This window comes from Roseovarius mucosus, assembly GCF_002080415.1.
GTDB classification, from domain to species: domain Bacteria; phylum Pseudomonadota; class Alphaproteobacteria; order Rhodobacterales; family Rhodobacteraceae; genus Roseovarius; species Roseovarius mucosus_A.
This window is the reverse complement of record NZ_CP020474.1, coordinates 3243959-3266873: the sequence shown is the minus strand read 5'-3', so window position 1 is coordinate 3266873 and position 22915 is coordinate 3243959. Positions and strand designations below refer to the sequence as shown.

Annotated in this window: 25 protein-coding genes; 8 read left to right on the top strand and 17 right to left on the bottom strand. The window is 62.8% G+C overall.

Annotated elements, in window-relative coordinates:
- Positions 1-11: 11 nt before the first annotated feature.
- The 5 genes from acuI to ROSMUCSMR3_RS15510 form a co-directional block, all read right to left on the bottom strand.
- The gene (gene acuI / locus ROSMUCSMR3_RS15530) at positions 12-1004 is read right to left on the bottom strand and encodes an acryloyl-CoA reductase (protein ID WP_081507891.1); all 993 of its coding nucleotides are present in this window, start codon (positions 1002-1004) and stop codon (positions 12-14) included.
- 110 nt (positions 1005-1114) lie between these two features.
- On the bottom strand, positions 1115-2227 hold the full coding sequence (locus tag ROSMUCSMR3_RS15525) for a dimethylsulfoniopropionate demethylase (RefSeq protein WP_081507890.1): 1113 nt from the start codon (positions 2225-2227) through the stop codon (positions 1115-1117).
- Positions 2224-2739: a DinB family protein gene (locus ROSMUCSMR3_RS15520; protein ID WP_081507889.1), complete on the bottom strand. Its 516-nt coding sequence runs from the start codon at positions 2737-2739 to the stop codon at positions 2224-2226. Before ROSMUCSMR3_RS15520 ends, ROSMUCSMR3_RS15525 begins: the two co-directional genes overlap by 4 nt.
- Positions 2739-3368 (bottom strand): DUF1326 domain-containing protein, encoded by a 630-nt coding sequence (locus ROSMUCSMR3_RS15515; RefSeq protein WP_081507888.1) that lies wholly within the window; start codon positions 3366-3368, stop codon positions 2739-2741. Before ROSMUCSMR3_RS15515 ends, ROSMUCSMR3_RS15520 begins: the two co-directional genes overlap by 1 nt.
- Positions 3369-3383: 15 nt before the next feature.
- A complete protein-coding gene (locus ROSMUCSMR3_RS15510; RefSeq protein WP_081507887.1) occupies positions 3384-4118 on the bottom strand; it encodes a DUF2182 domain-containing protein in 735 nt (244 codons plus the stop codon).
- 85 nt (positions 4119-4203) lie between these two features.
- On the opposite strand from ROSMUCSMR3_RS15510, the gene ROSMUCSMR3_RS15505 reads away from it, so the two are divergent.
- On the top strand, positions 4204-4932 hold the full coding sequence (locus ROSMUCSMR3_RS15505) for a FadR/GntR family transcriptional regulator (protein WP_008279849.1): 729 nt from the start codon (positions 4204-4206) through the stop codon (positions 4930-4932).
- 4 nt (positions 4933-4936) lie between these two features.
- Here ROSMUCSMR3_RS15505 and ROSMUCSMR3_RS15500 read toward each other — a convergent pair whose 3' ends face one another.
- From ROSMUCSMR3_RS15500 to ROSMUCSMR3_RS15460, 10 genes are all read right to left on the bottom strand, one after another.
- On the bottom strand, positions 4937-6298 hold the full coding sequence (locus tag ROSMUCSMR3_RS15500) for a sigma-54-dependent transcriptional regulator (RefSeq protein ID WP_008279848.1): 1362 nt from the start codon (positions 6296-6298) through the stop codon (positions 4937-4939).
- Positions 6295-6432: a hypothetical protein gene (locus ROSMUCSMR3_RS21485; RefSeq protein WP_008279847.1), complete on the bottom strand. Its 138-nt coding sequence runs from the start codon at positions 6430-6432 to the stop codon at positions 6295-6297. The genes ROSMUCSMR3_RS15500 and ROSMUCSMR3_RS21485 overlap by 4 nt, the downstream gene beginning before the upstream one ends.
- Before the next feature lie 4 nt (positions 6433-6436).
- Complete coding sequence (locus ROSMUCSMR3_RS15495) at positions 6437-7747, bottom strand: c-type cytochrome (RefSeq protein ID WP_081507886.1); 1311 nt, start codon at positions 7745-7747, stop codon at positions 6437-6439.
- 2 nt (positions 7748-7749) lie between these two features.
- Positions 7750-8961 carry a formate dehydrogenase subunit gamma gene (locus ROSMUCSMR3_RS15490; protein WP_008279845.1) on the bottom strand — a complete coding sequence of 404 codons (1212 nt, stop codon included), beginning with the start codon at positions 8959-8961 and terminating at the stop codon, positions 7750-7752.
- A 131-nt stretch (positions 8962-9092) separates the two neighbouring features.
- A complete protein-coding gene (gene fdh3B, locus ROSMUCSMR3_RS15485; RefSeq protein ID WP_008279844.1) occupies positions 9093-9689 on the bottom strand; it encodes a formate dehydrogenase FDH3 subunit beta in 597 nt (198 codons plus the stop codon).
- A gap of 12 nt (positions 9690-9701) precedes the next feature.
- Positions 9702-12587, bottom strand: a complete 2886-nt coding sequence (locus ROSMUCSMR3_RS15480; protein ID WP_008279843.1) for a formate dehydrogenase subunit alpha — start codon at positions 12585-12587, stop codon at positions 9702-9704.
- 98 nt (positions 12588-12685) lie between these two features.
- Positions 12686-12877 carry a ubiquinol-cytochrome c reductase iron-sulfur subunit N-terminal domain-containing protein gene (locus tag ROSMUCSMR3_RS15475; protein ID WP_008279842.1) on the bottom strand — a complete coding sequence of 64 codons (192 nt, stop codon included), beginning with the start codon at positions 12875-12877 and terminating at the stop codon, positions 12686-12688.
- Positions 12878-12931: 54 nt separating this feature from the next.
- Positions 12932-13552: a TorD/DmsD family molecular chaperone gene (locus tag ROSMUCSMR3_RS15470; protein WP_008279841.1), complete on the bottom strand. Its 621-nt coding sequence runs from the start codon at positions 13550-13552 to the stop codon at positions 12932-12934.
- Positions 13549-14181, bottom strand: coding sequence for a DUF3306 domain-containing protein (locus ROSMUCSMR3_RS15465; RefSeq protein WP_081507885.1), 633 nt, complete (start codon positions 14179-14181; stop codon positions 13549-13551). Before ROSMUCSMR3_RS15465 ends, ROSMUCSMR3_RS15470 begins: the two co-directional genes overlap by 4 nt.
- Entirely contained in the window at positions 14178-14783 is a 606-nt protein-coding gene (locus ROSMUCSMR3_RS15460) for a DUF3305 domain-containing protein (protein ID WP_008279839.1), read from the bottom strand. Before ROSMUCSMR3_RS15460 ends, ROSMUCSMR3_RS15465 begins: the two co-directional genes overlap by 4 nt.
- 348 nt (positions 14784-15131) lie before the next feature.
- Between ROSMUCSMR3_RS15460 and ROSMUCSMR3_RS15455 the strand changes: the two genes are divergently transcribed.
- A complete protein-coding gene (locus ROSMUCSMR3_RS15455) occupies positions 15132-17087 on the top strand; it encodes a 4Fe-4S binding protein (RefSeq protein ID WP_081507884.1) in 1956 nt (651 codons plus the stop codon).
- Here the strand turns inward: ROSMUCSMR3_RS15455 and ROSMUCSMR3_RS15450 are convergent.
- A complete protein-coding gene (locus ROSMUCSMR3_RS15450; protein ID WP_081507883.1) occupies positions 17081-17899 on the bottom strand; it encodes a hypothetical protein in 819 nt (272 codons plus the stop codon). The genes ROSMUCSMR3_RS15455 and ROSMUCSMR3_RS15450 overlap by 7 nt on opposite strands.
- 24 nt (positions 17900-17923) lie before the next feature.
- Between ROSMUCSMR3_RS15450 and ROSMUCSMR3_RS15445 the strand changes: the two genes are divergently transcribed.
- The 6 genes from ROSMUCSMR3_RS15445 (at position 17924) to ROSMUCSMR3_RS15420 (ending at position 22583) form a co-directional block, all read left to right on the top strand.
- Positions 17924-18118 carry a DUF6494 family protein gene (locus ROSMUCSMR3_RS15445; protein ID WP_008279836.1) on the top strand — a complete coding sequence of 65 codons (195 nt, stop codon included), beginning with the start codon at positions 17924-17926 and terminating at the stop codon, positions 18116-18118.
- Between the two features lies 1 nt (position 18119).
- The gene (apbC, locus tag ROSMUCSMR3_RS15440) at positions 18120-19184 is read left to right on the top strand and encodes an iron-sulfur cluster carrier protein ApbC (protein WP_081507882.1); all 1065 of its coding nucleotides are present in this window, start codon (positions 18120-18122) and stop codon (positions 19182-19184) included.
- Complete coding sequence (locus tag ROSMUCSMR3_RS15435; protein WP_081507881.1) at positions 19181-19888, top strand: biotin/lipoate--protein ligase family protein; 708 nt, start codon at positions 19181-19183, stop codon at positions 19886-19888. The genes apbC and ROSMUCSMR3_RS15435 overlap by 4 nt, the downstream gene beginning before the upstream one ends.
- A complete protein-coding gene (locus ROSMUCSMR3_RS15430; RefSeq protein WP_081507880.1) occupies positions 19885-20418 on the top strand; it encodes a DUF6505 family protein in 534 nt (177 codons plus the stop codon). Before ROSMUCSMR3_RS15435 ends, ROSMUCSMR3_RS15430 begins: the two co-directional genes overlap by 4 nt.
- Positions 20419-20665: 247 nt before the next feature.
- Positions 20666-21313, top strand: a complete 648-nt coding sequence (locus ROSMUCSMR3_RS15425) for a glutathione S-transferase family protein (protein ID WP_008279832.1) — start codon at positions 20666-20668, stop codon at positions 21311-21313.
- Positions 21314-21539: 226 nt separating this feature from the next.
- A complete protein-coding gene (locus tag ROSMUCSMR3_RS15420; protein WP_081507879.1) occupies positions 21540-22583 on the top strand; it encodes an aldo/keto reductase in 1044 nt (347 codons plus the stop codon).
- A 3-nt stretch (positions 22584-22586) separates the two neighbouring features.
- On the opposite strand, the gene ROSMUCSMR3_RS15415 is transcribed toward ROSMUCSMR3_RS15420, so the two are convergent.
- The gene (locus tag ROSMUCSMR3_RS15415; RefSeq protein WP_008279830.1) at positions 22587-22853 is read right to left on the bottom strand and encodes a hypothetical protein; all 267 of its coding nucleotides are present in this window, start codon (positions 22851-22853) and stop codon (positions 22587-22589) included.
- Positions 22854-22915 lie beyond the last annotated feature (62 nt).

Genomic DNA, 22915 nt, shown 5'->3' with positions numbered 1-22915 from the left:
TTTGGCAAGCCTCAGCCGTTCAGATCAACCACAACCCGGCCCTTGACTTGCCCTTTCAGGATATCTGCCCCCAGACGCGGCAAATCCTCCAGCGTGGCGGGCGTGATCATCGCCTCCAGCTTGTCCATGGGCAAATCCCGCGCGATCCGCTCCCAGGCGCGGACCCGGTTGGCATAGGGCTGCATCACGCTGTCGATCCCCAACAGGTTGACGCCGCGCAACAGGAACGGAATGACCGTCGCTGGCAGGCCCGCGCCCCCCGCCAATCCCACGGCTGCAACGCTTGCGCCGTATTTCATCTGGCCCAACACCCGCGCCAGCATGGCCCCGCCCACGGCATCGACGCAGCCGGTCCAGTTCTCGCTCTCCAACGGTCGCTTGACGGTCTCCGCCAGTTCCTCACGCGGCACGATGCGGCTGGCCCCCAATCCGCGCAGATAGCCTTCTTGCTCGGGGCGTCCGGTCACGGCAGCCACCTCATGCCCCAGATGCGCCAGAATGGCCGTGGCCACCGATCCCACACCACCTGCGGCACCTGTGACCAGCACTTCGCCATGCCCCGGTTTGAGCCCGTGATCCTCAAGCGCCATCACCGCCAGCATGGCGGTAAAGCCTGCGGTGCCCACCGCCATCGCCGCGCGGGTATCCAACCCCTCGGGCAGCGGCACCAGCCAATCGGCGCGCACCCGCGCCTTCTGCGCATATCCGCCCCAATGCGCCTCGCCCACGCGCCAGCCGGTTAAAACCACACGGTCACCGGGCTTGTAGCGCGCATCATCACTCGCCTCGACCGTGCCGGCAAAATCAATCCCCGGCACATGCGGATAGGACCGCACCAAACCGCCGCCCGGCCCGATGCAGAGCCCGTCCTTGTAGTTCACCGTGGAATATTCGACCGCAACCGTCACCTCGGCCTCGGGCAGATCCGCAAGCGTCAACTCTTTGACGCCTGCCGATGTCTTGCCGCTCTCCGCGTCTTTCTCGACGACCAATGCCTTGAACATCTCTCTCTCCTTCTTTCTGCAAGGCGCGCGCGCCTCGCTTCATCTGGCCAAAAATACCTCGGGGGGGACGCCCGGAACGGGCGGCGGGGGCAGCGCCCCCATGCCCCCTCTCAGGCCCAGAACCCCGCCTGCACAGAGGCGTGGCGTTCCCCATCAGGCGTCACCACTCGCAACTCCGTCCCCGCCTCCCAATGGGTCATCCGCACCATGCCGATGGCTACGTTGGTGGCAAAATCCGGCGACCACGTGGCCGAACTCACCCGGCCCACACGCGCCCCCTTCTCTGACAGGACCGGCCACCACTCGCGGCAGGGCGGCACCGCCGCCCCCTCGATAGCAATGGCGCGGATCTGTTGCACCGGCCCTTCCTTGGCCACGCGGAGCAGCGCATCCCGCCCGATACACCCAATCGCCGTATGGGTGTTGCAAAACTTGCCCAGCCCGCATTCATGCGGCGTGTTGTCATCGGTCATGTCATTGCCATAGCTCAGCAATCCGCCCTCGATCCGCTCGATCAGGTTGGGGCAGCCGGCGTGCACATCCATGCTCTTGCCCGCCTCCATCAGCGCATTCCAGAGCGGCATGCCAATATCGCTGCCTTCGACATAGATTTCAAACCCGCCCTGCTTGGAATAGCCCGAGCGCGCGATCACCATATCCCGGCCTTGAAAATCAAAATGCCCAAAGCGGAAGAACCGCACATCGCGCACCGCGTCGCCAAACACCGCCGCCATCAGATCATCGGCGCGCGGGCCTTGAATGGCCAGCGGGCTCACGTCCGGCTCATCCACCAGCACATCCAGCCGCCAGCCCTGCGCGATCCCCTTGACCCAATAGAGCAGATCACTATCGGCAATCGAAATCCACCAACGGTCCTCGGCCAGCTTGACCGCCACCGGATCGTTGAGCATGCCGCCGGTCTCATCCACGATGGGCACATAGAAACACTGCCCCGGCGTCATGCCGCGCAAATCGCGCGGGGTCAGCATCTGCATCAGGCGGCCCGCATCCGGCCCCCGCAATTCCACCTGCCGTTCGCAGGCCACGTCCCAGACCTGCACCGCCTCTTTGAGGTGGCGATAATCCTCTTCGATCGAGCGAAAGACCGTGGGCAACAGCATATGGTTATAGACCGTATAGGCCTTGACCCCCGCCGCCTCGACCCCTTGGGAAAAGGGCGTGCGGCGCAAGCGGCGCGACGGGGACAGAAGCGGAGCGTTCATTGGGCCTCCTCAGGCATAAAAACAAGGTCGGTAATCGGCGCGGACAGGCCCGCGCGCGTCAGCATCGCATGCACCTGCCCCCGGTGGTGGGTCTGGTGGTTGAAAAAATGGGTGACGCAGGTGGCCACCGGCCGGGTGATCTCGCCGCCCACGGACCCAGAGTAAAACGTCAGATTGCCGGTAAGGTCGATACTGTGCACCCGCCCCGCCCACGCCTTGATCCGCCCATCGGTGGTGAACCGTTCCGCACTCCATGCGGCCCCCGTCGGGGTCAGCGTTGTGCTCTGCTCAAAGCGGGTCTCGGGCGGTGCGGCGCTGGCATCAAACCGGCTAAGCCACATCTGATCCGCCCAGAGAATATGGTTGAGCGTGCCGAGGATCGAGCCAAAGAAGGCCCCGTGATCCTCGGTCAGCACCTTGCGGCTCACCCCGTCTATCGCACGCATCACCTGCGCGTTTTGCCACGCATTATAGCGCGCCATCAGGCGCACATGATCCGCCGCCAGCAGCATCAGCGCGGGCCTTTCCAATCAATCTGGCAGATTTCCGCGCTGCGCCCGTCAAAATCCCACACCCGGCCAAAGGCGCGCACGCGCCCCTTGGTGGCGGTGGCAACGGTGATGTCGGGCCCCATCCAGTATTCGGTGTTGGTGACGACAATATCCTCGCCCTTGTGGCCCGGCACCGGCACCACTTCGCCTTGGATCATCTTGCCCACCATCAGGCGGCGCGCATTGCCTTCGGTCTCGAAAATGACCGGCGCGCGTTCGGCCCCGATAAACTCGCTGACCAGCACCCCAAAGAGGCCGGTCGCGCCGCGCGCCTTGCCGCTGAAGATATTGACCAAAGCGTCATAAGCGGCCTCGCTTGCGCGCTCGTCGATAAAGGCCGCCGCCTTCCAGTTGCCGCGCGCCATCAGGCCGGGAATTTCCAGCATAAGACCGACGTTGAGCCCGCTCAGGTCCTCATCGCCATAATGGCCCTCGTCGATGCGCACGCCCGACCACGCCTGACAATATCCCTCGGTGGGCGCATGCTTGCCCAAAGAGACCACGCAGGGGCAGAATACCGTGCAGTTGCAGTTGAGGATCAACTCCCCCTTGATCGCCCAGGGCACTGTGCCCAAAGTATCCAGAGCCATTTTTGGCCTCCTCTCTTAGATTGACGTGAACAGAACCCAAACCGATGCGGCCATCAGCACCGCGCCCAAGGGCCGGGTCAGATAGCGCCCAACTTGGGGCAGTTTTTCCAGAACCATGATCACCGTCGCGAGCCCCATGAAGGCAAGGTTCATGACCCCCCCGACAAAGGCCAGCGCCATCAGCGCCCAGCAGCAGCCAAGGCACACCAGCCCCAGCCGCACGCCGTTGCGCAGCGCACCTTCATCCCAATGCTGCATGAAGAACGACAGCGGGCGGCGGCATTTCGACAGGCAGGCCTCCTTGACCGGGCTGAACTGATAGGCCCCGGCCACGGCCAGCAAAACCGCCGACAAGACGCCAGAGCGGCTATCGCCAAACGCCGTCAGCAATCCAGCCTGAAACAGCGCCATTTGCGCCCCTGCCGCGATCACCGAAAACCCAAGCCAAACGCCCAGATACCCCACCACCAGCGTGCCGAACTGTGTCTCGCCGGTATGGCTCAGTTCTTCATAGGTCGCAAAGGCAGGCAGTGCTGTGGGGGCCATCATCGCCGCCGACATCAGCGCCCACATCAGGATGATGCGGCCAAATCCGGCGGCATCGGGCGTGACAATGCACAGGCTTTGCAAGAAATCAGCGCCGTAAATCACCGCCCCATCGCGCAAATCTGCGGGCAACGCCATCGCATAAAGCAGCGCCCAGGCCCCCAGAATAAGCGCGAACAGCACCAGCCAGTGCCCCCCACCCATTCGCCTGACCTGTGCTGCAATCATCGCCTCATCCCCGCGACTCACCTCTTGCGTTTAAATTGTCAGACATTTAAATGTATGACAAATGAAAATTGATCCGGATAACAAAGCCGACCTTTCGGCCCAAATAGCCGAGGCGATCCGCGATGCGATCGTCTCGGGTCAGCTCATCGTTGATGAACGCCTGCCCTCCGAGGCAGAGCTTGCCGATCACTTCGCCGTGTCGCGCCCCACGGTGCGCGAGGCGCTGAAACGGCTGGCCGCGCAATCGCTCATTCGCACCCAGCGCGGGGCCTTTGGCGGCGCCTTCGTCAACCGCCTCAGCTATCCCGAGGCCTATGGCCAGCAGATCACCACCGCCACGCTGCTCCTCAGCATGAACAGTATCAGCTTTGATACCGCCTGCGAGGCGCGCTATGCCTTGGAACGCGCCTGCACGCCCTTGGCGGCCCAGCGCCGCACGCCCGACACGCTCGCCACCATGCGCGCAGAGATTCACCGGCAGGGACAGCCGGGGCTGACCGATGAAAGCTTTTGCGCCTCTGACGTGGCGTTTCACCGCGCGCTTGTGGACAGTGCGGGCAACCCGGTGCTCAGCTATCAACTCGCCGGCGCGGTCGAGGCGATGCAGCCCCTGATGAATATGATCACCTTTACCGCCCGCTCGCGCGAGGCCATCGTGGGCCTTCACACCCGCATCGCCGATGCGCTGGCCTGTTCAGACGCCGAGGCCGCGCAAACCGCCCTGACCGAGCTAGAGGCCTATACGCTGACCCTTGGCCGCGATGTCATGGCCGCGCGCGCGCCAAAATAGCCCCTCAGACACCCCAAGCCGCGCATTTGCGGTCAATCGTCTTGCGCGCTACGCCCAAACGTCGCGCCGCCTCGGCCCGGTTGCCGCCGCAAGCATCGAGCACCGCCATGATGTGACGCTGCTCGACATATTCCAGCGTCTCGAGGGCCTGCTCGCCGCCGCCCCGGCCAGAGCCCGCGAATTCCTCGGGAAAGGCCCCAAGGATCACTGACCGCTCGATGAGATTGCGCAATTCCCGCACATTGCCGGGCCAGTCATAGCGGCTCAGCTTGAGCAGGACATCGGCATCAAGATCAAGCGCGGGCATCCCCAACGCCCCCGAAAATTCGCTCATAAAGAGCGCCGCCAGTTCAACGATATCCTCCTGACGCTCCTTGAGGCTGGGCATTTCCACGTTGACGATATTGATCCGGTGAAACAGATCCGCCCGGAACCGCCCGGCGTTCACCGCCGCCTTCAAATCGGCATTGGTGGCAAACAGGAACCGCAGATTAAGCGGGATTTCCCGTTCAGACCCGATGGGTCGAATACGCTTGTCCTCCAGCACGCGCAGCAGCGCCGCCTGCACATGTTCGGGCAATTGCGCCACTTCATCCAGCAAGAGCGTGCCGCCATCCGCATGCAGCAGCAGACCATCCTTGCGCGCGCGGCCATCCTCGACCACGCCAAACAATTCCTCGGCAATCCGATCCGCCGAAATCGCGGCACAATTAACCGCGACAAAGGGCTTCTCCGCCCTGTTCGATAGCCCGTGCAGGGTACGCGCCGCAATCTCTTTGCCGGTCCCGCTTGCCCCGGTGAAAAGAACCGAGGTGGGCGCAGGGGCCAGCTTGCCCAGCATCGCCCGCACGCTTTGAATCGCGGGCGAATGCCCCAGCAGCCGACCGCGCGCCGCCTGCCCGCCCGCCGACAATTCGTGCCGCAACAGGTAATTCTCCCGCGCCAGATATTTGCGGTCCAGCGCACGCGCGACCGAATTCAGGATCTGGTTGGCGCGAAACGGCTTGAGCACGAAATCCGTGACACCCGCCCGCAGCGCCTTGATCGCCGTATCAAGATCCGCGTAGGCGGTGATCAGGATCGTATCGGCAAATAACCCGACCCGCCGCTGCTCCTCCAGCCAGTCAAGGCCGGTCTTGCCGGGCATGATGTTGTCGAGAATGACCAGATCGAAATGCATCTGATCAAGAATCATCGCCCCCTCTGCACAGGTGCGCGCCTGCTCCACGTGACGGCACCGCGCCCCCAGCGTCTTGATAAGGAAATTACGCATTCCCGGCTCGTCGTCGATAATCAATACCGACGCATGCGCAAGGTTCTGGCCATAATCCTCCGCTGTTTCTTCGGGCGCGGGATGCGGCGTCATTCGGCCGCGTCACCCAACCGGACAGCATCACCCGCGCGCTTGGCCTCAGACGTATAGCCCAACTCGTGCAGCACGGTGGGGGCGGCGGCGGAGATCACCGCGCAGGCGATAAAGGCCGCAATCATCGCTTTCATTCTCTCAGTTCCCTTCTGTTGCGGTGGCACGGCGAAGATAGTCAATCATATCCTGCCGGTCCTCAGCCGCTGTGATCCGTTGCATTGGCATCTTGGAGCCGGGGATATAGTGATCCGGTCCAAGGTCGAAGAGCGCATCAATCGTTGTGTCATTCCAGACGATCCCAGCCCCATCGAGGATATCGGAATAGGCATAGCCCGGCACTGTCCCCGCCTGACGCCCAAAAAGACCATAGAGCGTCGGCCCCGCCTTGCGCGAAGGCGGCGGCGTCAGAGCATGGCAGATCGAGCATTTGCGCATGAATTGCCGCTCGCCATTTTCCATCTCCTCGGGCGCGCGCAAAAAACTGTGATCCGTCTCGCCCGCCGGGTCATACGCGCCCAGCATCTCGACCGGCCAGCCATAGACGACCTCGCTCAGCCCACCCGCATAGATCATACGCCCGTCGGGCGAAAAATCCAACGCCCAGACCGGACCGCGCGCCATGGCCTGAAAATCGCGGGCGATCTGCCAGGCATTCGTGTCGATCACCATGATATAGCCCTGCCCATCCCCCGCCGCCAATTGCGCTGTCGCGGCGTGATGGGCCATAGACAGCACCGGGCGACGCTCCAGCGTGAAATCCGCGATCTGCTCACCGCTTGCCGGGTCGATCACCCGCGTGGCCCCGTCAACCGCGCCATAGGCCAGCCACGCATCCTGAGGCCCCAACACGATCTTATTGATCCCAAACCCCTGATTCAGCAGTTCGCGCGGCGGGGCATCCACCTCTTGCCAGCGCCATTCCTGCAATGACCCATCCGCAGACGAGGAATACAAAAGCGACCCATCGCTGCTGAATGCCACATCGCTGACCGCCGCATCATGCCCCGTCAGAAAGCGCGCAGCCCCCCCCGCCACCGGCCAAATCCCAATCGAGCCGTCCCAACTCGCCGAGGCAATCCACGCCCCATCCGGCGACACATCCAGCGCCGCAACCTTGCCTTTGTGGCCAACGTGCCGGGTGCCCTCTCCGGTTTCCCTATCCCAGACGATCAGCGTAAAGTCATCGCCCCCCGACACAAGCCGCCCATCCTCCAGTGCCGCAACCGCAACCACCGCCGCCGCGTGACCTTCGAACCAGCGCGGGGTGCGTCCCTCCCAGAGGCCCACGGAATTGTCGAAACTAACCGACACGACCTCGCCACTCTCAGGCAGCACGCTCAGCCCCATGACCGGCCCGCCATGCCCTTTGAGCGTGGTGAACTCTTGCGCTGCCAGAGGGCTTGCCCCCGCCAGCGCCCACAGCCAGAGACCAAAGGCACGCGCCCCCATGGTTATTCCGCAGGATGCGCGGCCTTGCCGGGATCAGGCGCATGGCCCTTTTCCTGCAACTCCTTAAGCCACAGGCCATGATGCTCGCGCGCCCATTGCTCTTCGACCTCGCCCGACCCCATGGCGTCAAACGCGCCCTCCATGCCGACCGACCCAATGTAGATATGGGCCAGAATGATCGCGGTCAGAACAAAGGCCATGATCGAATGCCAGAGCGTCGCCAGTTGCATTTCCTCATGCGGTGCCAGCATCACCGGCAATTCGCCAAAGCCGACCGCTTGTGGCAATCCGGTCTGGTTGAGCATGACAAAGGTCTTGGCAAACATCGGCATCTCGAACGGAAAGAGCAGCGACAGGCCCGTGGCCGAGATCGACGCGCCAAACACGATCACCGCCCAAAAGATCATCTTTTGCCCGGCGTTGAATTTCTTGGCGGGCGGATGCACACCCTTGCTGAAAATCCCGCCGCCCACGGCCAGCCATTTCAGGTCCGTCCGGTTGGGAATATTGTGCAGAACCCACATAAAGAACACCATCACCAGACCCAGCATAAAGGCCCAGGAGATGTTGTTATGCACCCATTTTGACGCCACCGCGATGGTCGCGAACGCCTCATGCCCCAACAGCGGGATCACCACCGTTCGGCCAAACAGAACCACCAGACCGGTGATCGCCAGCACCACGAAAGAGCCCGCCATCAACCAATGGCCAAAGCGTTCGACCGCCTGAAAGCGGGTAACCGTGCGGCCCGTCTTGGCCCCGTCGATCCGGATTTTGCCCCGGACAAGGTAGAAAAGCGCCAAAAGGACCAGCGTACCCCCCAGCAGATAGGCGCCATAGGTGGCCAGCGGCCCCTTGCGGAACTCAAGCCAGGTCATGCCGCCGTCCTGAATGAGAACGCGCGCCTCCGGCCCACCGGCCGAGACCTTCACATCATCCAACCCATAGCGCAGCGCACGCCACACTTCGGCATCTGATGCCCCGCCCAAGGTGCCTAACTGGCCCGCCATACCGGCCGCGTCATCCGCGTTGCCCGTGGCGTTGCGGCGGAAACTGTCGTCAATCTGCTCGCCGCGCTGCCGGGCCAGAATATCGTCTAGCGTCTGTGCCCCGCCCGTGGCGGACCGGTCAGGCCCAGTGGCCGTTGGCGTGTCCTGCGCCATGGCAGGCAGTGCGAGCAGAAAACACAAAGCCAAGCTGAGAATTGCGCGCATGATGTCCTCGATCCAAGTCTTGATGTTACGATTTCTTCAAAAGAAATCGAACCGGAAACCTTTAAGGTTTCCGATTGCTTTCGCACCAATGCCGGAGGTCTCGGTGACCTCCGGCATTGGCATCAGCGCCTTCAGCCGCCGCTTTGCTGGCCGTAGGCAGAACCCCAGCCCCAAGCGCCCGAGCCGAAACCACGGGCCACAACGCGTTCGCGGTAAATGGCCGACACGACGTCGCCATCCCCCGCCAACAGCGCCTTGGTCGAGCACATCTCGGCGCAGATGGGCAATTTGCCCTCGGCGATCCGGTTGCGCCCATACTTCTGGAACTCAGCCTCGGAGTGGTTCTCTTCCGGGCCACCGGCGCAGAAGGTGCACTTGTCCATCTTGCCCCGGCTGCCGAAATTGCCCGCCTGCGGGAATTGCGGCGCACCGAACGGGCACGCATAGAAGCAATAGCCGCAGCCGATGCACAGATCCTTGGAGTGCAACACGATGCCCTCCTCGTTCTGATAGAAGCAATCCACCGGGCAGACCGCCATACAGGGCGCATCCGAACAGTGCATACAAGCCACCGAGATCGAGCGTTCGCCGGGGCTGCCGTCGTTGATCGTCACCACCTTGCGGCGGTTGATCCCCCACGGCACCTCGTGCTCGTTCTTACAGGCCGTGACACAGGCGTTGCATTCGATGCAGCGCTCGGCGTCGCAGAGAAACTTTGCTCTTGCCATTCTCTTTCCTCCTTACGCTGGCATGATTTTGCAGAGAGTCGCCTTGGTCTCCTGCATCTGCGTGACCGAGTCATAGCCATAGGTCTGAGCCGTGTTCGTGCTCTCGCCCAAGACATAGGGATCGGCACCGGCGGGGTAATTCCCCCTCAGGTCCTTGCCCTCGAAATGGCCTCCAAAGTGGAACGGCATAAAGACAACGCCTTCCGCCACCCGCTCTGTCACCATTGCCATGACCTTGACCTTGGCGCCTTCAGCCCCTTCAACCCAGACCTGTGCGCCGTCCCGCACGCCGATGTTATTGGCATCGCGCGGGTTGATCTCGACGAACATATCCTGCTGAAGCTCGGCCAGCCACGGGTTTGACCGTGTCTCGTCGCCGCCGCCCTCATATTCGACCAGACGGCCAGAGGTGAGGATGATCGGATACTCTTGCGAGAAATCCTTTTGCTGGATCGAGGCATACATGGTCGGCAAACGCCAAGCCTTGCGGTCCTCATAGGTCGGATAATCCGCCACCAGATCACGACGGTTGGTGTAGAGCGGTTCACGATGCAACGGCACTGGGTCGGGGAAGGTCCACACGACCGCCCGCGCCTTGGCATTACCGAAGGGCGCGCATTCGTGCTTGATCGCCACCCGCTGGATACCGCCCGACAGGTCGGTCTTCCAGTTGGCCGTAGGTCCGCCCACTGCGTCGATTGCGGCGCGCTCGTCTGCGGTCAGATCGCCGTCCCAGCCCAGATCCATCAGCATCTGCATGGTGAATTCCGGATACCCATCCTGAATCTCAGACCCTGCCGAATAGACACCCTCGGCCAAGAGGTTGTCGCCATCCCGTTCTACGCCAAACCGGGCACGGAAGGTCAAGCCACCTTTGGAAACCGGTATCGACATATCATAGAGATTGGCTGTGCCGGGATGGTTCATCTCGGCCGTTCCCCAGCAGGGCCAGGGCAGGCCGTAGTAATCGCCATCGGCCGGGCCGCCCTTGGCGCGCAACGTGGTGCGGTCAAAGGTGTGCTGGTTGGCCATATGCAGCTTAAGCCGCTCTGGGCTCTGGCCGGTATAGCCGATCGTCCACATACCCTTGTTGAACTCGCGGGTGATGTCTTCGACGTTGGGCTCTCCGGCTTCGTCAATCGCGATGTTGCGGAACATCCGGTCATGGAAACCAAACTTTTGGGCGAACAGCGCGAGGATTTCGTGGTCAACCTTGGACTCAAACAGCGGGTCCATGATCTTGTCACGCCACTGCAACGACCGGTTCGAGGCGGTGACAGAGCCGCGCGTCTCGAATTGCGTGGTAGCCGGCAGCAGATACACGCCATCGGTACGGTCGTTCATGACAGCAGAGACTGTCGGGAACGGATCGACCACAACCAGCATGTCCAGCTTTTCCATCGCGGTTTTCATTTCCTTACCGCGTGTCTGGCTGTTGGGCGCATGACCCCAGAGAACCATGGCCCGGACATTGTTGGGCTGATCCATATTCTCCTTGTCTTCGAGAACACCGTCGATCCACCGCGACACGGTGATGCCGCTGAGGTTCATCATCTTGGTGTCCGCATAGGTGGCATCCGAGAACCGGCTCTTGAGCCAATCCATATCCTCGCCCCAGACACGCGCCCAATGCGCCCAAGATCCTTCCGCCAGACCGTAATAGCCGGGCAGCGTGTCGGCCAGAACACCAAGGTCCGTGGCCCCCTGCACGTTGTCATGTCCGCGGAAGATGTTGGTGCCGCCACCGGCCACACCCATGTTGCCCAGCGCCAGCTGCAGGATGCAGTACGCGCGGGTGTTGTTGTTGCCGTTGGTGTGCTGGGTGCCACCCATACACCAGATAACAGTACCGGGGCGGCTATTGGCCAGCGTCCGCGCCACGCGGCGCAGCTGCTCGCCCGGCACGCCGGTAACGCGCTCGGTTTCTTCTGGGGTCCACTTGTTCACCTCGTCCTTGATCTGGTCCATGCCCCAGACGCGGGTGCGGATGAATTCCTTGTCTTCCCAGCCATTCTCAAAGATGTGCCACAGGATACCCCAGACCAGCGCCACGTCCGAACCGGGACGGAAACGCACATATTCATCAGCATGCGCCGCTGTGCGGGTAAAGCGCGGGTCGCAGACGATGAGCGGCGCGTTGTTTTCTTCCTTGGCCTTCAGCACGTGCAACAGGCTGACAGGATGCGCCTCGGCAGGGTTGCCACCGATGATGAAAATGGCCTTGGAATTGTGGATGTCGTTGTAGCTGTTGGTCATGGCGCCGTAGCCCCATGTATTCGCAACGCCCGCAACGGTGGTCGAGTGACAGATCCGCGCCTGATGGTCGACGTTGTTCGTGCCCCAATAGGCGGCGAATTTGCGGAAGAGATAGGCCTGTTCGTTATTGTGCTTGGCAGAGCCCAGCCAATAGACGGAATCCGGCCCGCTTTCTTCGCGGATCTTCATCATGCCGTCGCCGATCTCGTTGATCGCCTGCTCCCAGCTGATGCGCTTCCACTCTCCACCCTCTTTCTTCATCGGGTATTTCAGGCGGCGCTCGCCATGGGCATGCTCGCGCACGGCGGCACCCTTGGCGCAATGCGCGCCCAGATTGAACGGGCTGTCCCAGCCGGGTTCCTGCCCCGTCCAGACACCATTTTGCACCTCGGCCACAACCGTGCAACCGACCGAGCAATGGGTGCAGACCGATTTGACCGTCTGAACCGCCGCCGTCGCAGCGCTCTGCGCATTGGCGCGGGTCACGGTGCCCCCCATGGCACCGATTGCGGCAAGGCCACCGATGGCCAAACCGCTGCCACGCAGGAATGCGCGGCGGTCCACCGATGTTCCGGCGACCTCGGACAGGATACTGGTCCGCTGGGGGCGGCGTGCAACCCCGTTGGTCTTTTTCCTCAACATGTTTCTCTCTCCTCCCTGGGCCTCTTGGGCTGGGTACTGCGATTGTCCCTGACGCTCTGGCCACTTGGCCGCGCACCAGCGTTGACGGGCGTCCGATCCTAGAAGCGGGCGCTCTCGAAATAGGCGCGGGTATGCGCGGTGTCCTGCATCCGATCCGATGTCAGGTCTGGCTCTGCGGCTTGGGCCTCGCCCGTCGTGACCATCGTTGCGACCGCGACAGCGGGCGCGCCGGTGGCGGCCAGTTTCAGGAAATCACGGCGGCTGCTGCCAGCCTCGGTCTTCCGGGTCATGAAGGTCTCCCTCCCCTCGTTGTGACGGATCGCTCCGCCGGTTGCGATACGGGCTTACGCCCCGCTCATTCGAAAGCCCTGCGCCTCGATCTCCATGAACACCCGACCGACCGCGCCGACCGAGGCATAGAGAACCGAACTCTGCGCAGCCTCCAAATCCGTGAAAAAATGCCCGGCCCAAGGGCCGATATGCTTGGCAAAGAACGCCTGTTGATCGGCCAGCGTCGCAGGCTTGCCAAAGCGCCCTCTGATAAGTCCCGCCATCATCTCCATGAGCGAGGCGATATTGTCCTCCGGCTCATAGACATTTTGCGCACGGGTCATGCCGCGCGCGGCCATGTCGCGGCGCAGCCCCGCCAGCGGCTTCTCATTGAGAAAGCCGGTTAGATAATAGCTGGCATAGGGCAGCAATTCGCCCCGTCCCAGCCCGATAAAGAGCGCGTTGAACTCGCGCTCGACCCCGGCAGGCTTGCTCACCCCAGCCACACGCGCCAACGCGCTCACGGCTTGGCCCATTGGCGTTGCATCCCCGTTCAGCGCGGCGGTCTGTGCCAACAGCGCCTCACCCGGCGGGCGGGCCAGAATGGCGGCCAGAAAATCATAAAGATCGGCACGCAGCGCATCCTCTGCGGCGATCTCCGGCTCTTGGGCTTTCAGCGCCTCGGCTTGGCTCATGCGGATACTCCAGCCTGTTCATCAAATTGAAATCGCATCCTGCGGCGCGGCGGCAGGGGGGTGTCATCCTGTGCCGTCACTGTCTCGGCCTCCGCAAATGCACCGCTTGTCTCAGAACCTGCATCCGGGTCGGGCGCGGCCTCGACCTCTGCGACTTCTACCAGTTCGGGCTCATCGGCTAGGGCCACAACCTCAGCCTCTGCTGGCCCTCGGGCCAATGCCTCGGCTTGGCGTGCCATTTCCTGAACATGCGCCAGCATGCCCTTACCCACCTGATAGGTGGTCTTCATACCCGGCACCACCATCGCGGCATCGGTGTAATCGTCGGCATAGTCGTTCAGACCGTCCAGGTTGGCCAGCACCGGATTGCTGACCCATAGCCGCCGCAGCGCCCGCCGCCGAAGCCGCTCTGGCACCGCCTTATCCATAAAGACGCGGAAATCGTCGCCCATTTTCAATGCGTCAGGATCGGGCAGACCCAATTCCTCGCACAGCTCTGCGTCGGTCTTCTCCTCAAGCTCTGCCTCGCGGGCGGCTGCCGCAAGCTGCTCTGCTGCACGCGCCTCGTCTTGCGCCTCAGCTTCAACCCGCGCCTTGCGCCGGGACCAGAAATCAGACGCGCGGCTCAATTCAGCCTCCCACGGCGCATCCGCTCTGGCGTGGCAAAGACATCGCGCGGCTGCACGATCCGTGCATCCCCGATGCCGTCCTGCGCGCGACCATCGGCCTGCTTGTCACGGCGACGCTTCTGAAACGCCTCTTCCTGATGATGTGCTTCGACAAAATCGCGGACCAACGCCACCAGCCCCTCGGGCATCGGCACCTTTTCCACAATATCATCGCCATTGTCGGCATAATCCTGCGCCTCAAAGGGCGAGGCTGTGACCAGCACAACCTCATAAGGCGCGCGCTCTAGATCAGCATTGGGCCGGTTTCGCATGATTACAAAGACCGACGGCACCCGTGCGGACAGCCCCTGCAAATAGGCCTCGGTCTGGGTGTGATGCAGATCAAGCAACACGGTCGCGGCGTGGAAGTCCACCGCCTCGCCCTCGCGCCGCAACTCGCGCCAATCCGCCTGCGGCGCCCCCGGCAGAACCGACACCGCCCGCCATGCCCACGCAGCCCACCGGGTAACACCCGGCGTACGTCGCATGACAATGCCCAAGGGCACCATCATCTGTTTCTCAAGCATCTGTGTTTCGTGGCGATAGGTCACGCGGTCGTGCATCCTTTGCTGCGTGGTTCCAGATTGGTTTGGTTTCCGGACCACGCAAAGCCCTTTTTGTGTGCAACCGTCCACATCGAGTCCGATCCGGACATTTTGAACCACCCATCGGCACGTCAGCGGCCTCAAAGGACAGAATGTCCAGTTGGCCCTTTTCAATGCTGCACTGCCGCATGACAAGATATTGAAAACAAACAGAATCAATCGGGTTTAAAACAGCGCCTGAACCGGCCCTCTCCCAAGGCCGAACGATTCGAAAAGCGGTTTACGAGGGCTTCGAATCATGCCTAATCTCTGCGCAAAGTGACCGATCCGGTCCGCTTCCCAGACGTGTCAAACACCGGGGTAAACATGCCTAAACACCTGATTTTATGCGATTGTTCCGCCAGCCAGACGCTCGACCCCGAGGGGCTCTCCAAGGCCACCGGCCTGAGCTGTTCACGCCTACACAGTGCGCTCTGCACCGATGAAATCGAGGCCGCGACCAAGGCCATCACCACCGGCGAGGCAATTATTTGTTGCGCCCAAGAGGCCCGCTTGTTCGAGGATCTGGCAGCCGATCTCGAGGTCGACAGCCCCCCCCTGATCGACCTGCGCGACCGGGCCGGTTGGTCGGATGATTCAGCCTCAAAACTACCCAAAATGGCCGCCCTTCTGGCCGAAGCCAGCCTGCCAACCCCACCACAAAAGACCGTAGACGTCATATCCGAGGGGCTGTGCCTTATCCTTGGTGCTTCGGATGTGGCCCTGCCCGCCGCTGAAAAACTCGCCCCCCTCCTTGGCGTCACCGTGCTCTTGACCGACGAGACGGACCCGCCCGAGAACCGCGATTTCGATGCCATTCGGGGCCGGATCACACAGGCCAGCGGTGCGCTTGGCCAGTTCGAGCTGCGCATCGACGCGCTGCAACAGATCAACCCCGCCGGACGCGGTGCCCTGCGCTGGACCGCACCGCGCGACGGCGGGCAGACGCACTGCGATGTGCTCTTGGACCTGCGCGGCGGCACGCCCCTCTTTCCCGCCCCCCAGAAACGCGAAGGCTATTTGCGCGCTGATCCCGGCAGCCTGCATGCCGTCTCGGATGCGGTCTTTCAGGCCGCCCAGATGATCGGCACCTTTGAAAAGCCGCTTTACGTGGCGCTTGAGCCGCTCATCTGCGCCCATTCCCGCGCCGAACAGACCGGATGCAGCAAATGCCTTGATATCTGCCCCACCGGCGCGATCAGCCCGGATGGCGACCACGTCAGCATTGATCCGATGATCTGCGCGGGCTGCGGGGCCTGCGCCGCGCGCTGCCCCTCGGGGGCCATTACCTATGATGCGCCCCCCCCTGATATGACCTTCCGCCGCATTCAGACGCTGGCGCAGGCCTATCGCAAGGCTGGCGGCACCGCCCCGCGCCTGCTTGTCCATGACACCCCCCATGGGGCCGAGATGATCCGCCTTGCCGCCCGCCACGGGCGCGGGCTGCCCGCCGATGTGATCCCGCTAGAGGTTTCGGCGCTTGCAGGCTTTGGCCATGCTGAGATCCTCGCTGCCCTCGCCTCGGGCTTTGCCGAGGTGGCGATCCTGCTCGCCCCCACAACCGAACGCGACGCGCTGGATCAAGAGGTGCCGCTGGCGCAGGCCATGGCCGGCGCAGGCACCGTCCACCTGCTTGACCTCACCGACCCGGGCGCGCTCTGCGACGCGCTCTATGGCGCGGCCCCGCCCGCGCCCCTTGCCAGCCCGGTCCTGCCGATGGGCAGCCGCCGTCAGGTCGCGCGCCTTGCCGCCAAATCCCTCAACCCATCGGGTGGCACCCTGCCTTTGCCCACCTCCGCCCCATACGGCGCGGTGCTGGTCAATACCGAGTCCTGTACGCTGTGTCTCTCCTGCGTCTCGCTGTGCCCCTCGGGCGCGCTGATGGACAATGAGGACAAGCCGCAATTGCGCTTTCAAGAGGATGCCTGCCTGCAATGCGGCATCTGCGCCACGATCTGCCCGGAAAAGGCCATCACGCTTGAACCGCGCATGAACCTTGACGACACCGCCCTAACCCAAGTGGTGCTGAACGAAGAAGAGCCATTTGCCTGCGTCGAATGCGGCACGCTTTTTGGCTCCAAGGCCACAATCAACCGCATCACCGAGAAACTCGCGGGCAAGCACGCGATGTTCGCCACCTCGGATGCCGCGCGCATGATCCAGATGTGCGAAGGCTGCCGCATCAACGCGCAGTTCAACTCTGCGAACAACCCCTTTGCCATGGGGGATCGTCCGCGCGTCCGCCGCACCGAAGATTACCTGACCAAACGCAAGGATCACTGAACTTGGATCGGCGCGCCCAGATCGGCGGGGGCCAGCCCCGCCACATAGGCGATGATCGCCTCCAACTCATCGAGCGTGACCTCGATGGGCGAAATCGGCGAGGGCAGATGGCTGGCAAAGGGCTGGGTGACACCGGCCACTTGGGTAAAGGCGGGATGCGGCTTCAACGCGAAAAAGCTCTGAAACCGGGCATCCCAATCGGCAAAGGTGCGCAGCACGGCAAACGACGGTGTCGAGCCGATCGCCCCCATCCGGTTCTCGGGCGCCACAACGTGACAGCGCCCGCATTGCAGCAAGGACACCTCTTTGCCAAGGGCGGGATCGCCGTCGAACACCGCCGCCGCCTCGGCCTCTTCCACAACCTGCGGCAGGCCAAAGGGGGCCACACCGGCCACCTCATAGCTTGTCACCGTGCGCTGACCTATCTCGGATGTCAGCCAATCGGCAAACAGGGCCGCCCCCGGATGCGTGCCCGAAACGCCCATGCGCCAGACCGCGCCCACGCCCTCGAACACCGCGCGGCCCTCTTCTTGACCCAAAATGATCTCGGCCTCGCTTGCCTCTGCCACCACCTCGACCCGCACCCCGGTCTTGAGCGCAAAGCGCGGCACGAGATAGCCCAGCAACCCGGACTCGACCAGAACCACCGGCGCGCTCAGCCGAAACCGCTTGTCATCGGCCCGCGCCAGATCAGGCATAAGCCACAGCAGCGCTGCGAGCCACAGCATCGCAATCCGGGACAGTCGCGTGTAAGGGGTCACCAACAGGCACATACCCAAGCCTAGAAAACCGCCTATATCGGCGTCAAGCATTCAGATCAGCAAAGGGAGAGACCAATGAGCGACGATTTCAACATGTCGATGCGCAAATTCCTCAAACAAGTGGGCGTCACCTCGCAACAGGCCATCGAAGACGGCCTGCGCAAAAAGGGCGCGACCGCCGGACAGGAATTCACCGCCAAGGTGGTGCTGACTGTCGATGGGCTCGATATCGAACACACCGTGACCGGCATTATCAAAGGGCAGGACTGACGTGGCATTGACCAGAGAGAGCGTCCTTGAGGCGCTCAAGAAGATCACCGATCCGGTCAGCGGCTCGGACATCGTCGCCGCAGGCGTGATGCGCGCCCTCACCATCGACGGCGGCACCGTGCGCTTCGTGCTGGAAATCGACCCGGCCAAGGCGCAGGCCTATACCCCGGTGCGCGACGCCGCCGAGGCGGCGGTCAAGGCTCTAGCGGGGGCCGAAAGCGTCTCGGTCGTGCTCACGGGTCATTCGACCAAGGCTCCGCCCGATCTCAAACCTTCCCGCAAGGCAGAGCCGAAAGGCCCCGAAAAAGTTCCCGGCGTCAATCACCTGATCGCCATCGCAAGCGGCAAGGGCGGCGTGGGCAAATCCACCGTTTCCGCCAACCTCGCCTGTGCGCTGGCCGCCGAAGGGCGGCGCGTCGGCCTCTTGGATGCCGATGTTTACGGCCCCAGCCAGCCGCGCATGCTGGGCGTCTCTGGTCGCCCCGCCAGCCCCGATGGCAAGACCATCCTGCCGATGCGCAATCACGGCGTGACGATGATGTCTATCGGCCTCATGACCAACGAAGGTCAGGCTGTGGTCTGGCGCGGCCCGATGCTGATGGGCGCGTTGCAACAGATGCTGATGCAGGTGCAATGGGGCGCTTTGGATGTGCTCTTGGTGGATCTGCCGCCCGGCACCGGCGATGTGCAAATGACACTGGCGCAAAAGGCGCAGGTGGATGGCGCGATCATCGTCTCAACGCCGCAGGATGTGGCGCTTCTGGATGCCCGCAAAGGGATCGACATGTTCAACCAGCTGCATGTGCCGGTGCTGGGCATGATCGAGAACATGAGCACGCATATCTGCACCAACTGCGGCCATGAAGAGCATGTGTTCGGCCATGGCGGCGTGCGGGCAGAGGCCGAGAAACTGGGCGTGCCGCTCTTGGCGGAAATTCCCCTGCATCTCGACATTCGCGTGGCCTCGGACGGCGGCGCGCCGATCGTTGTCTCGAAACCCGACAGCCCACAGGCGCAGGCCTTCCGCGAGGTGGCCCGCCACCTCATCAACGCAGGGCTGGCATGACCACGCCCAGCTTTCCACCTTTGATGTCAGGGCGCGCCGTCACCGGCGCGACCCACCCTTTTGATATGGCCTGCACCCTTGCCGCAGAGGGCTGCGATGCAGGCCTCATCGTGCATAACCTCACGGCCAATCACCTGATGGCCGCCATCGTCCTCGCCCCCGAGGTGCCTCTGGCCGACGCAATGCTGATGCTGCCCACCTGCGGCGTCGGCTTTCAGAATGCCTTTGGCGCGCTCGCCCCACCCGAGGTGGCCGTGCATCTCGAATGGTCGGGCGGCCTCCGCCTCAACGGGGCCTCTTGCGGGCGGCTGCGCGTGGCCGCAGGCGGCACCGACCCCGAGGTCGAACCCGACTGGCTGGTGATCGGCCTTGATCTGCCGCTGATGCAAATCGCAGAGCGCCCCGGCGACCAGCCCGACCAGACCTCGCTCTATGACGAAGGCTGCGCCGAACTCGACCCCGTGGAATTGTTAGAGGCTTGGGCGCGCCATAGCCTCGTGTGGATCAACACATGGGAAGACGCAGGCCCCCGCGCGCTCCATGCCGAATGGCGCGGCCTTGCCTGGCGCATGGGCGAAGAGATCACGCAAAACGGCCGCACCGGGACGTTTCAGGGCGTGGACGACCGCTTTGGCATGCTCTTGCGCGAGGGCGACACCACCCATCTCATCCCGCTCACCACCCTGTTGGAGACCCAATCATGAAACTCGCCCGCGCCATCCATTTCGACGAGAGCGATCAGCGCGTCTACCACAGCCCCGCGCGCACCGGCGAATGGTGCATTTCGGGCGGGTTCGAGTTTTCCAACTGGTCCGAAGCGGACCTGACCGGCAAATCCCGGCAGGCGTTTTCCAACGGCTGGCTCGGGGTCGAAACCTTTGGCCGCGTGACCTTTGTCGCCGTGACCCAAGTCGAAGAGGTCGAGATTGCCACCCTGACACAGGCGCTGGCCCAACATTTCGTCGACATCTACGGCGCGCCGGACCTCGCCGCAGCCCTCCCCGTCGCGCGCGAGGAAGTGGCACAAATGGCCGACCTCTGCGAAGATCACACCCCCAACACCCTCCTCACCGTGATCCGCGAACTGACCGAGGCGGGCGTGCGCGAAACCTTCAGCGTGATCGAAGCCCAAGACGCGGGGCTAGAGCAATTCGCGTTGCACGGTAGCCTGGATGACGACCACGGGCACGATCACGACCATGGGCACGGGCATGGGCATGGGCACAAGCACTGAGGCACGTTGAGAAAAGGCTGAGTGGCTTTTGGGTTTGAGGTCGCGCGGGAACACGGCCCGAGACGTTTCCCCCGACAACAGGCGTGCAAGGGCTCGGGCGGTCCGGCACTAGGGAGCGAGGTGAAGGACAAAGCGGACACGTGCCGCGATACACAGCAAGGTCTGCTATGCGGACCTTGCAGCCACTGGACCTCATGCTTTCGATGGCGGCTTTTTGCACGGATACTTGTTATGGTAGGAGGCGTAGATGGAACATTCAGTTATTCTTCGCGGCTATCGCTACAGTGTTTACAACCGCATTGCGCGCGTCGTGCTGCACGAAAAGGGCGTCGCGTACGAAACTGACGAGATTGATCCTTTCGCACCGGATGTCTCGGAAGACTATCTCAAGCGCCATCCTTTTGGTCGGGTGCCTGTTCTGAGCCATGGTGAGTTTGATGTATTCGAAACTTCCGCAATCTCTCGGTACGTAAATGCGGCCTTCGGGGGACCGGAGTTGATGCCAGCCAAAGCTAAGACATTGGCACGCGTCACGCAGGTGGTCTCAATTGTCGATAGTTACGGCTATCGCCCTATGGTCCGACAGGTTTTTGCCCATCGAGTTTTTCGGCCTGCTGCAGGTGAATGGGCAGATGAAGCTGAGATCCGGGCGGGAATCGATGCGTCTCACGTCGTACTAAGTGCACTGAATAGTATCGCAAAAGAGGGGGGCATCTTGGATGGTCAGAGTTTCACCCTTGCAGACTGCCACCTTGCACCGATGATCGCTTACTTTGTTCAAGCACGAGAAGGTGCTAATGCATTGAAGGCTTACTCAAAGCTTGCAGATTGGTGGGCAGCCGTGTCGCAACGGGAAAGTCTCCACGCCACTGAACCCGGCCTTCCAAGCAACTGACGCATTTCGCCCTTTCGGGAAGCGGTCACTCATGCAAGTCGCAGCATTCGGCGCAACGGGCTCGTACCTGCAGTTCGCTGTAGCAGGCACGAATGTCCGCTAAAGGCCACTCACATTACCGCGACCACCAGCGGCCTTGCCTTGCGACCGGATGGCTGAACATCTCCCTTCCCTCCACCGCCTTCCTCCCCTATCCCATCCCAAAACCCAGACCGCAGGAGACACCATGCAGAAAAGACCCTTGGGCCGGACCGGGATCGAGGTGAGCGCGCTCTGCCTTGGCTCGATGACATGGGGCTCTCAGAACACCCCGGCAGAGGGCCATGCGCAGATTGACCGCGCGCTGGAGCGCGGCGTGAACTTCATCGACACCGCCGAGATGTATCCCACCACCCCCATCAGCGCGGAAACCACCGGCCGCACCGAGGAAATCATCGGCGACTGGATCAAAGCCTCCGGTCGGCGCGCGGATGTGATCCTCGCCACCAAACATTCCGGCAAGGGCTTCCAACACGCCCGCGACGGCGCGCCGATCACGGCGGGGTCAATCCCGCAGGCCATTGAGGGATCGCTGCGCCGCCTCAAGACCGATCACATCGACCTCTACCAATTCCACTGGCCCAACCGGGGCAGCTATATGTTCCGCCAGAACTGGGCCTTTGACCCCTCGGCCCAGAACCGCGCCGAGACAATCGCCCATATGGAGGAGACGCTCGAGGCCCTGCAACGCGAGGTCGCGCGCGGCACCATCCGCGCCTTCGGCCTCTCGAACGAGAGCGCCTGGGGCATGGCGCAATGGCTCCGGCTGGCCGAGGCGGGCCACGGCCCCCGCGCCGCCACGCTCCAGAATGAATACTCCCTCCTATGCCGCCTCTATGATACCGACCTCGCGGAACTCAGCGTCAACGAGGATGTGGGCCTTCTGGCTTTTTCCCCCCTCGCGGCGGGGCTGCTCAGCGGCAAATATCAGCACGGCGCGCTGCCCACCGGCTCGCGCATGGCGATCAACGGCGATCTGGGCGGGCGCAAGACCCCGCGCGCGTTTGAGGCCGTCGCGGCCTATCACGACGTGGCGCAGAAACACGGGCTTGACCCCGTGCAACTGGCGCTTGCCTGGTGCCTCACGCGCCCCTTCCTTGCATCCGCCATCTTTGGGGCCACGGATATGAACCAACTTGATCTGGCGCTTGGCGCGGCGGACATCACGCTCGCCCCAGAGGTGCTGAGCGATCTCGACGCCACCCACAAGGCGCATCCGATGCCCTTCTGATCCCTACCGCTTGCGCCGCGCGCCGGGGGTCTTGGACTGAAACCCCGGCGGGCGCTGCGCCACCCAGGCGATGAATTTCGCCAAACGCGGATGCGCGCGCAAGGCCTCGACAGTGGCATAACTGCGCGCCAATTCACCTTCCGTCAACGTCGCGTGAATCTCGTTGTGGCAAATCTGATGCAGGCGCACCACCGGGCCCCCTTTGCCGCCCTTCAACTTGGGCACAAGGTGATGCAGGCTCTGGCGCGCCTCGGGCGGGATTGGACGCAAGCAAAGCGGGCAAATGGGCCATTCCGACAGTTTAACTTGATCCTTTCGCAGCCTGCGGGCAA

What these genes read in the sequence shown, in the direction of transcription:
- ROSMUCSMR3_RS15510 (WP_081507887.1), bottom strand. Translation starts at nt 4,118, where the DNA reads ATGGGTGGGGGGCACTGGCTGGTGCTGTTCGCGCTTATTCTGGGGGCC.
- ROSMUCSMR3_RS15445 (WP_008279836.1), top strand. Translation starts at nt 17,924, where the DNA reads ATGAGCGACGATTTCAACATGTCGATGCGCAAATTCCTCAAACAAGTG.
- ROSMUCSMR3_RS15455 (WP_081507884.1), top strand. Translation starts at nt 15,132, where the DNA reads ATGCCTAAACACCTGATTTTATGCGATTGTTCCGCCAGCCAGACGCTC.
- ROSMUCSMR3_RS15460 (WP_008279839.1), bottom strand. Translation starts at nt 14,783, where the DNA reads ATGCACGACCGCGTGACCTATCGCCACGAAACACAGATGCTTGAGAAA.
- ROSMUCSMR3_RS15500 (WP_008279848.1), bottom strand. Translation starts at nt 6,298, where the DNA reads ATGACGCCGCATCCCGCGCCCGAAGAAACAGCGGAGGATTATGGCCAG.
- ROSMUCSMR3_RS15515 (WP_081507888.1), bottom strand. Translation starts at nt 3,368, where the DNA reads ATGGCTCTGGATACTTTGGGCACAGTGCCCTGGGCGATCAAGGGGGAG.
- acuI (WP_081507891.1), bottom strand. Translation starts at nt 1,004, where the DNA reads ATGTTCAAGGCATTGGTCGTCGAGAAAGACGCGGAGAGCGGCAAGACA.
- ROSMUCSMR3_RS15425 (WP_008279832.1), top strand. Translation starts at nt 20,666, where the DNA reads ATGGAACATTCAGTTATTCTTCGCGGCTATCGCTACAGTGTTTACAAC.
- ROSMUCSMR3_RS15495 (WP_081507886.1), bottom strand. Translation starts at nt 7,747, where the DNA reads ATGGGGGCGCGTGCCTTTGGTCTCTGGCTGTGGGCGCTGGCGGGGGCA.
- ROSMUCSMR3_RS15525 (WP_081507890.1), bottom strand. Translation starts at nt 2,227, where the DNA reads ATGAACGCTCCGCTTCTGTCCCCGTCGCGCCGCTTGCGCCGCACGCCC.
- ROSMUCSMR3_RS15520 (WP_081507889.1), bottom strand. Translation starts at nt 2,739, where the DNA reads ATGCTGCTGGCGGCGGATCATGTGCGCCTGATGGCGCGCTATAATGCG.
- ROSMUCSMR3_RS21485 (WP_008279847.1), bottom strand. Translation starts at nt 6,432, where the DNA reads ATGAAAGCGATGATTGCGGCCTTTATCGCCTGCGCGGTGATCTCCGCC.
- ROSMUCSMR3_RS15430 (WP_081507880.1), top strand. Translation starts at nt 19,885, where the DNA reads ATGAAACTCGCCCGCGCCATCCATTTCGACGAGAGCGATCAGCGCGTC.
- ROSMUCSMR3_RS15505 (WP_008279849.1), top strand. Translation starts at nt 4,204, where the DNA reads ATGAAAATTGATCCGGATAACAAAGCCGACCTTTCGGCCCAAATAGCC.
- ROSMUCSMR3_RS15490 (WP_008279845.1), bottom strand. Translation starts at nt 8,961, where the DNA reads ATGCGCGCAATTCTCAGCTTGGCTTTGTGTTTTCTGCTCGCACTGCCT.
- fdh3B (WP_008279844.1), bottom strand. Translation starts at nt 9,689, where the DNA reads ATGGCAAGAGCAAAGTTTCTCTGCGACGCCGAGCGCTGCATCGAATGC.
- ROSMUCSMR3_RS15420 (WP_081507879.1), top strand. Translation starts at nt 21,540, where the DNA reads ATGCAGAAAAGACCCTTGGGCCGGACCGGGATCGAGGTGAGCGCGCTC.
- ROSMUCSMR3_RS15450 (WP_081507883.1), bottom strand. Translation starts at nt 17,899, where the DNA reads ATGCTTGACGCCGATATAGGCGGTTTTCTAGGCTTGGGTATGTGCCTG.
- ROSMUCSMR3_RS15470 (WP_008279841.1), bottom strand. Translation starts at nt 13,552, where the DNA reads ATGAGCCAAGCCGAGGCGCTGAAAGCCCAAGAGCCGGAGATCGCCGCA.
- ROSMUCSMR3_RS15475 (WP_008279842.1), bottom strand. Translation starts at nt 12,877, where the DNA reads ATGACCCGGAAGACCGAGGCTGGCAGCAGCCGCCGTGATTTCCTGAAA.
- ROSMUCSMR3_RS15435 (WP_081507881.1), top strand. Translation starts at nt 19,181, where the DNA reads ATGACCACGCCCAGCTTTCCACCTTTGATGTCAGGGCGCGCCGTCACC.
- ROSMUCSMR3_RS15480 (WP_008279843.1), bottom strand. Translation starts at nt 12,587, where the DNA reads ATGTTGAGGAAAAAGACCAACGGGGTTGCACGCCGCCCCCAGCGGACC.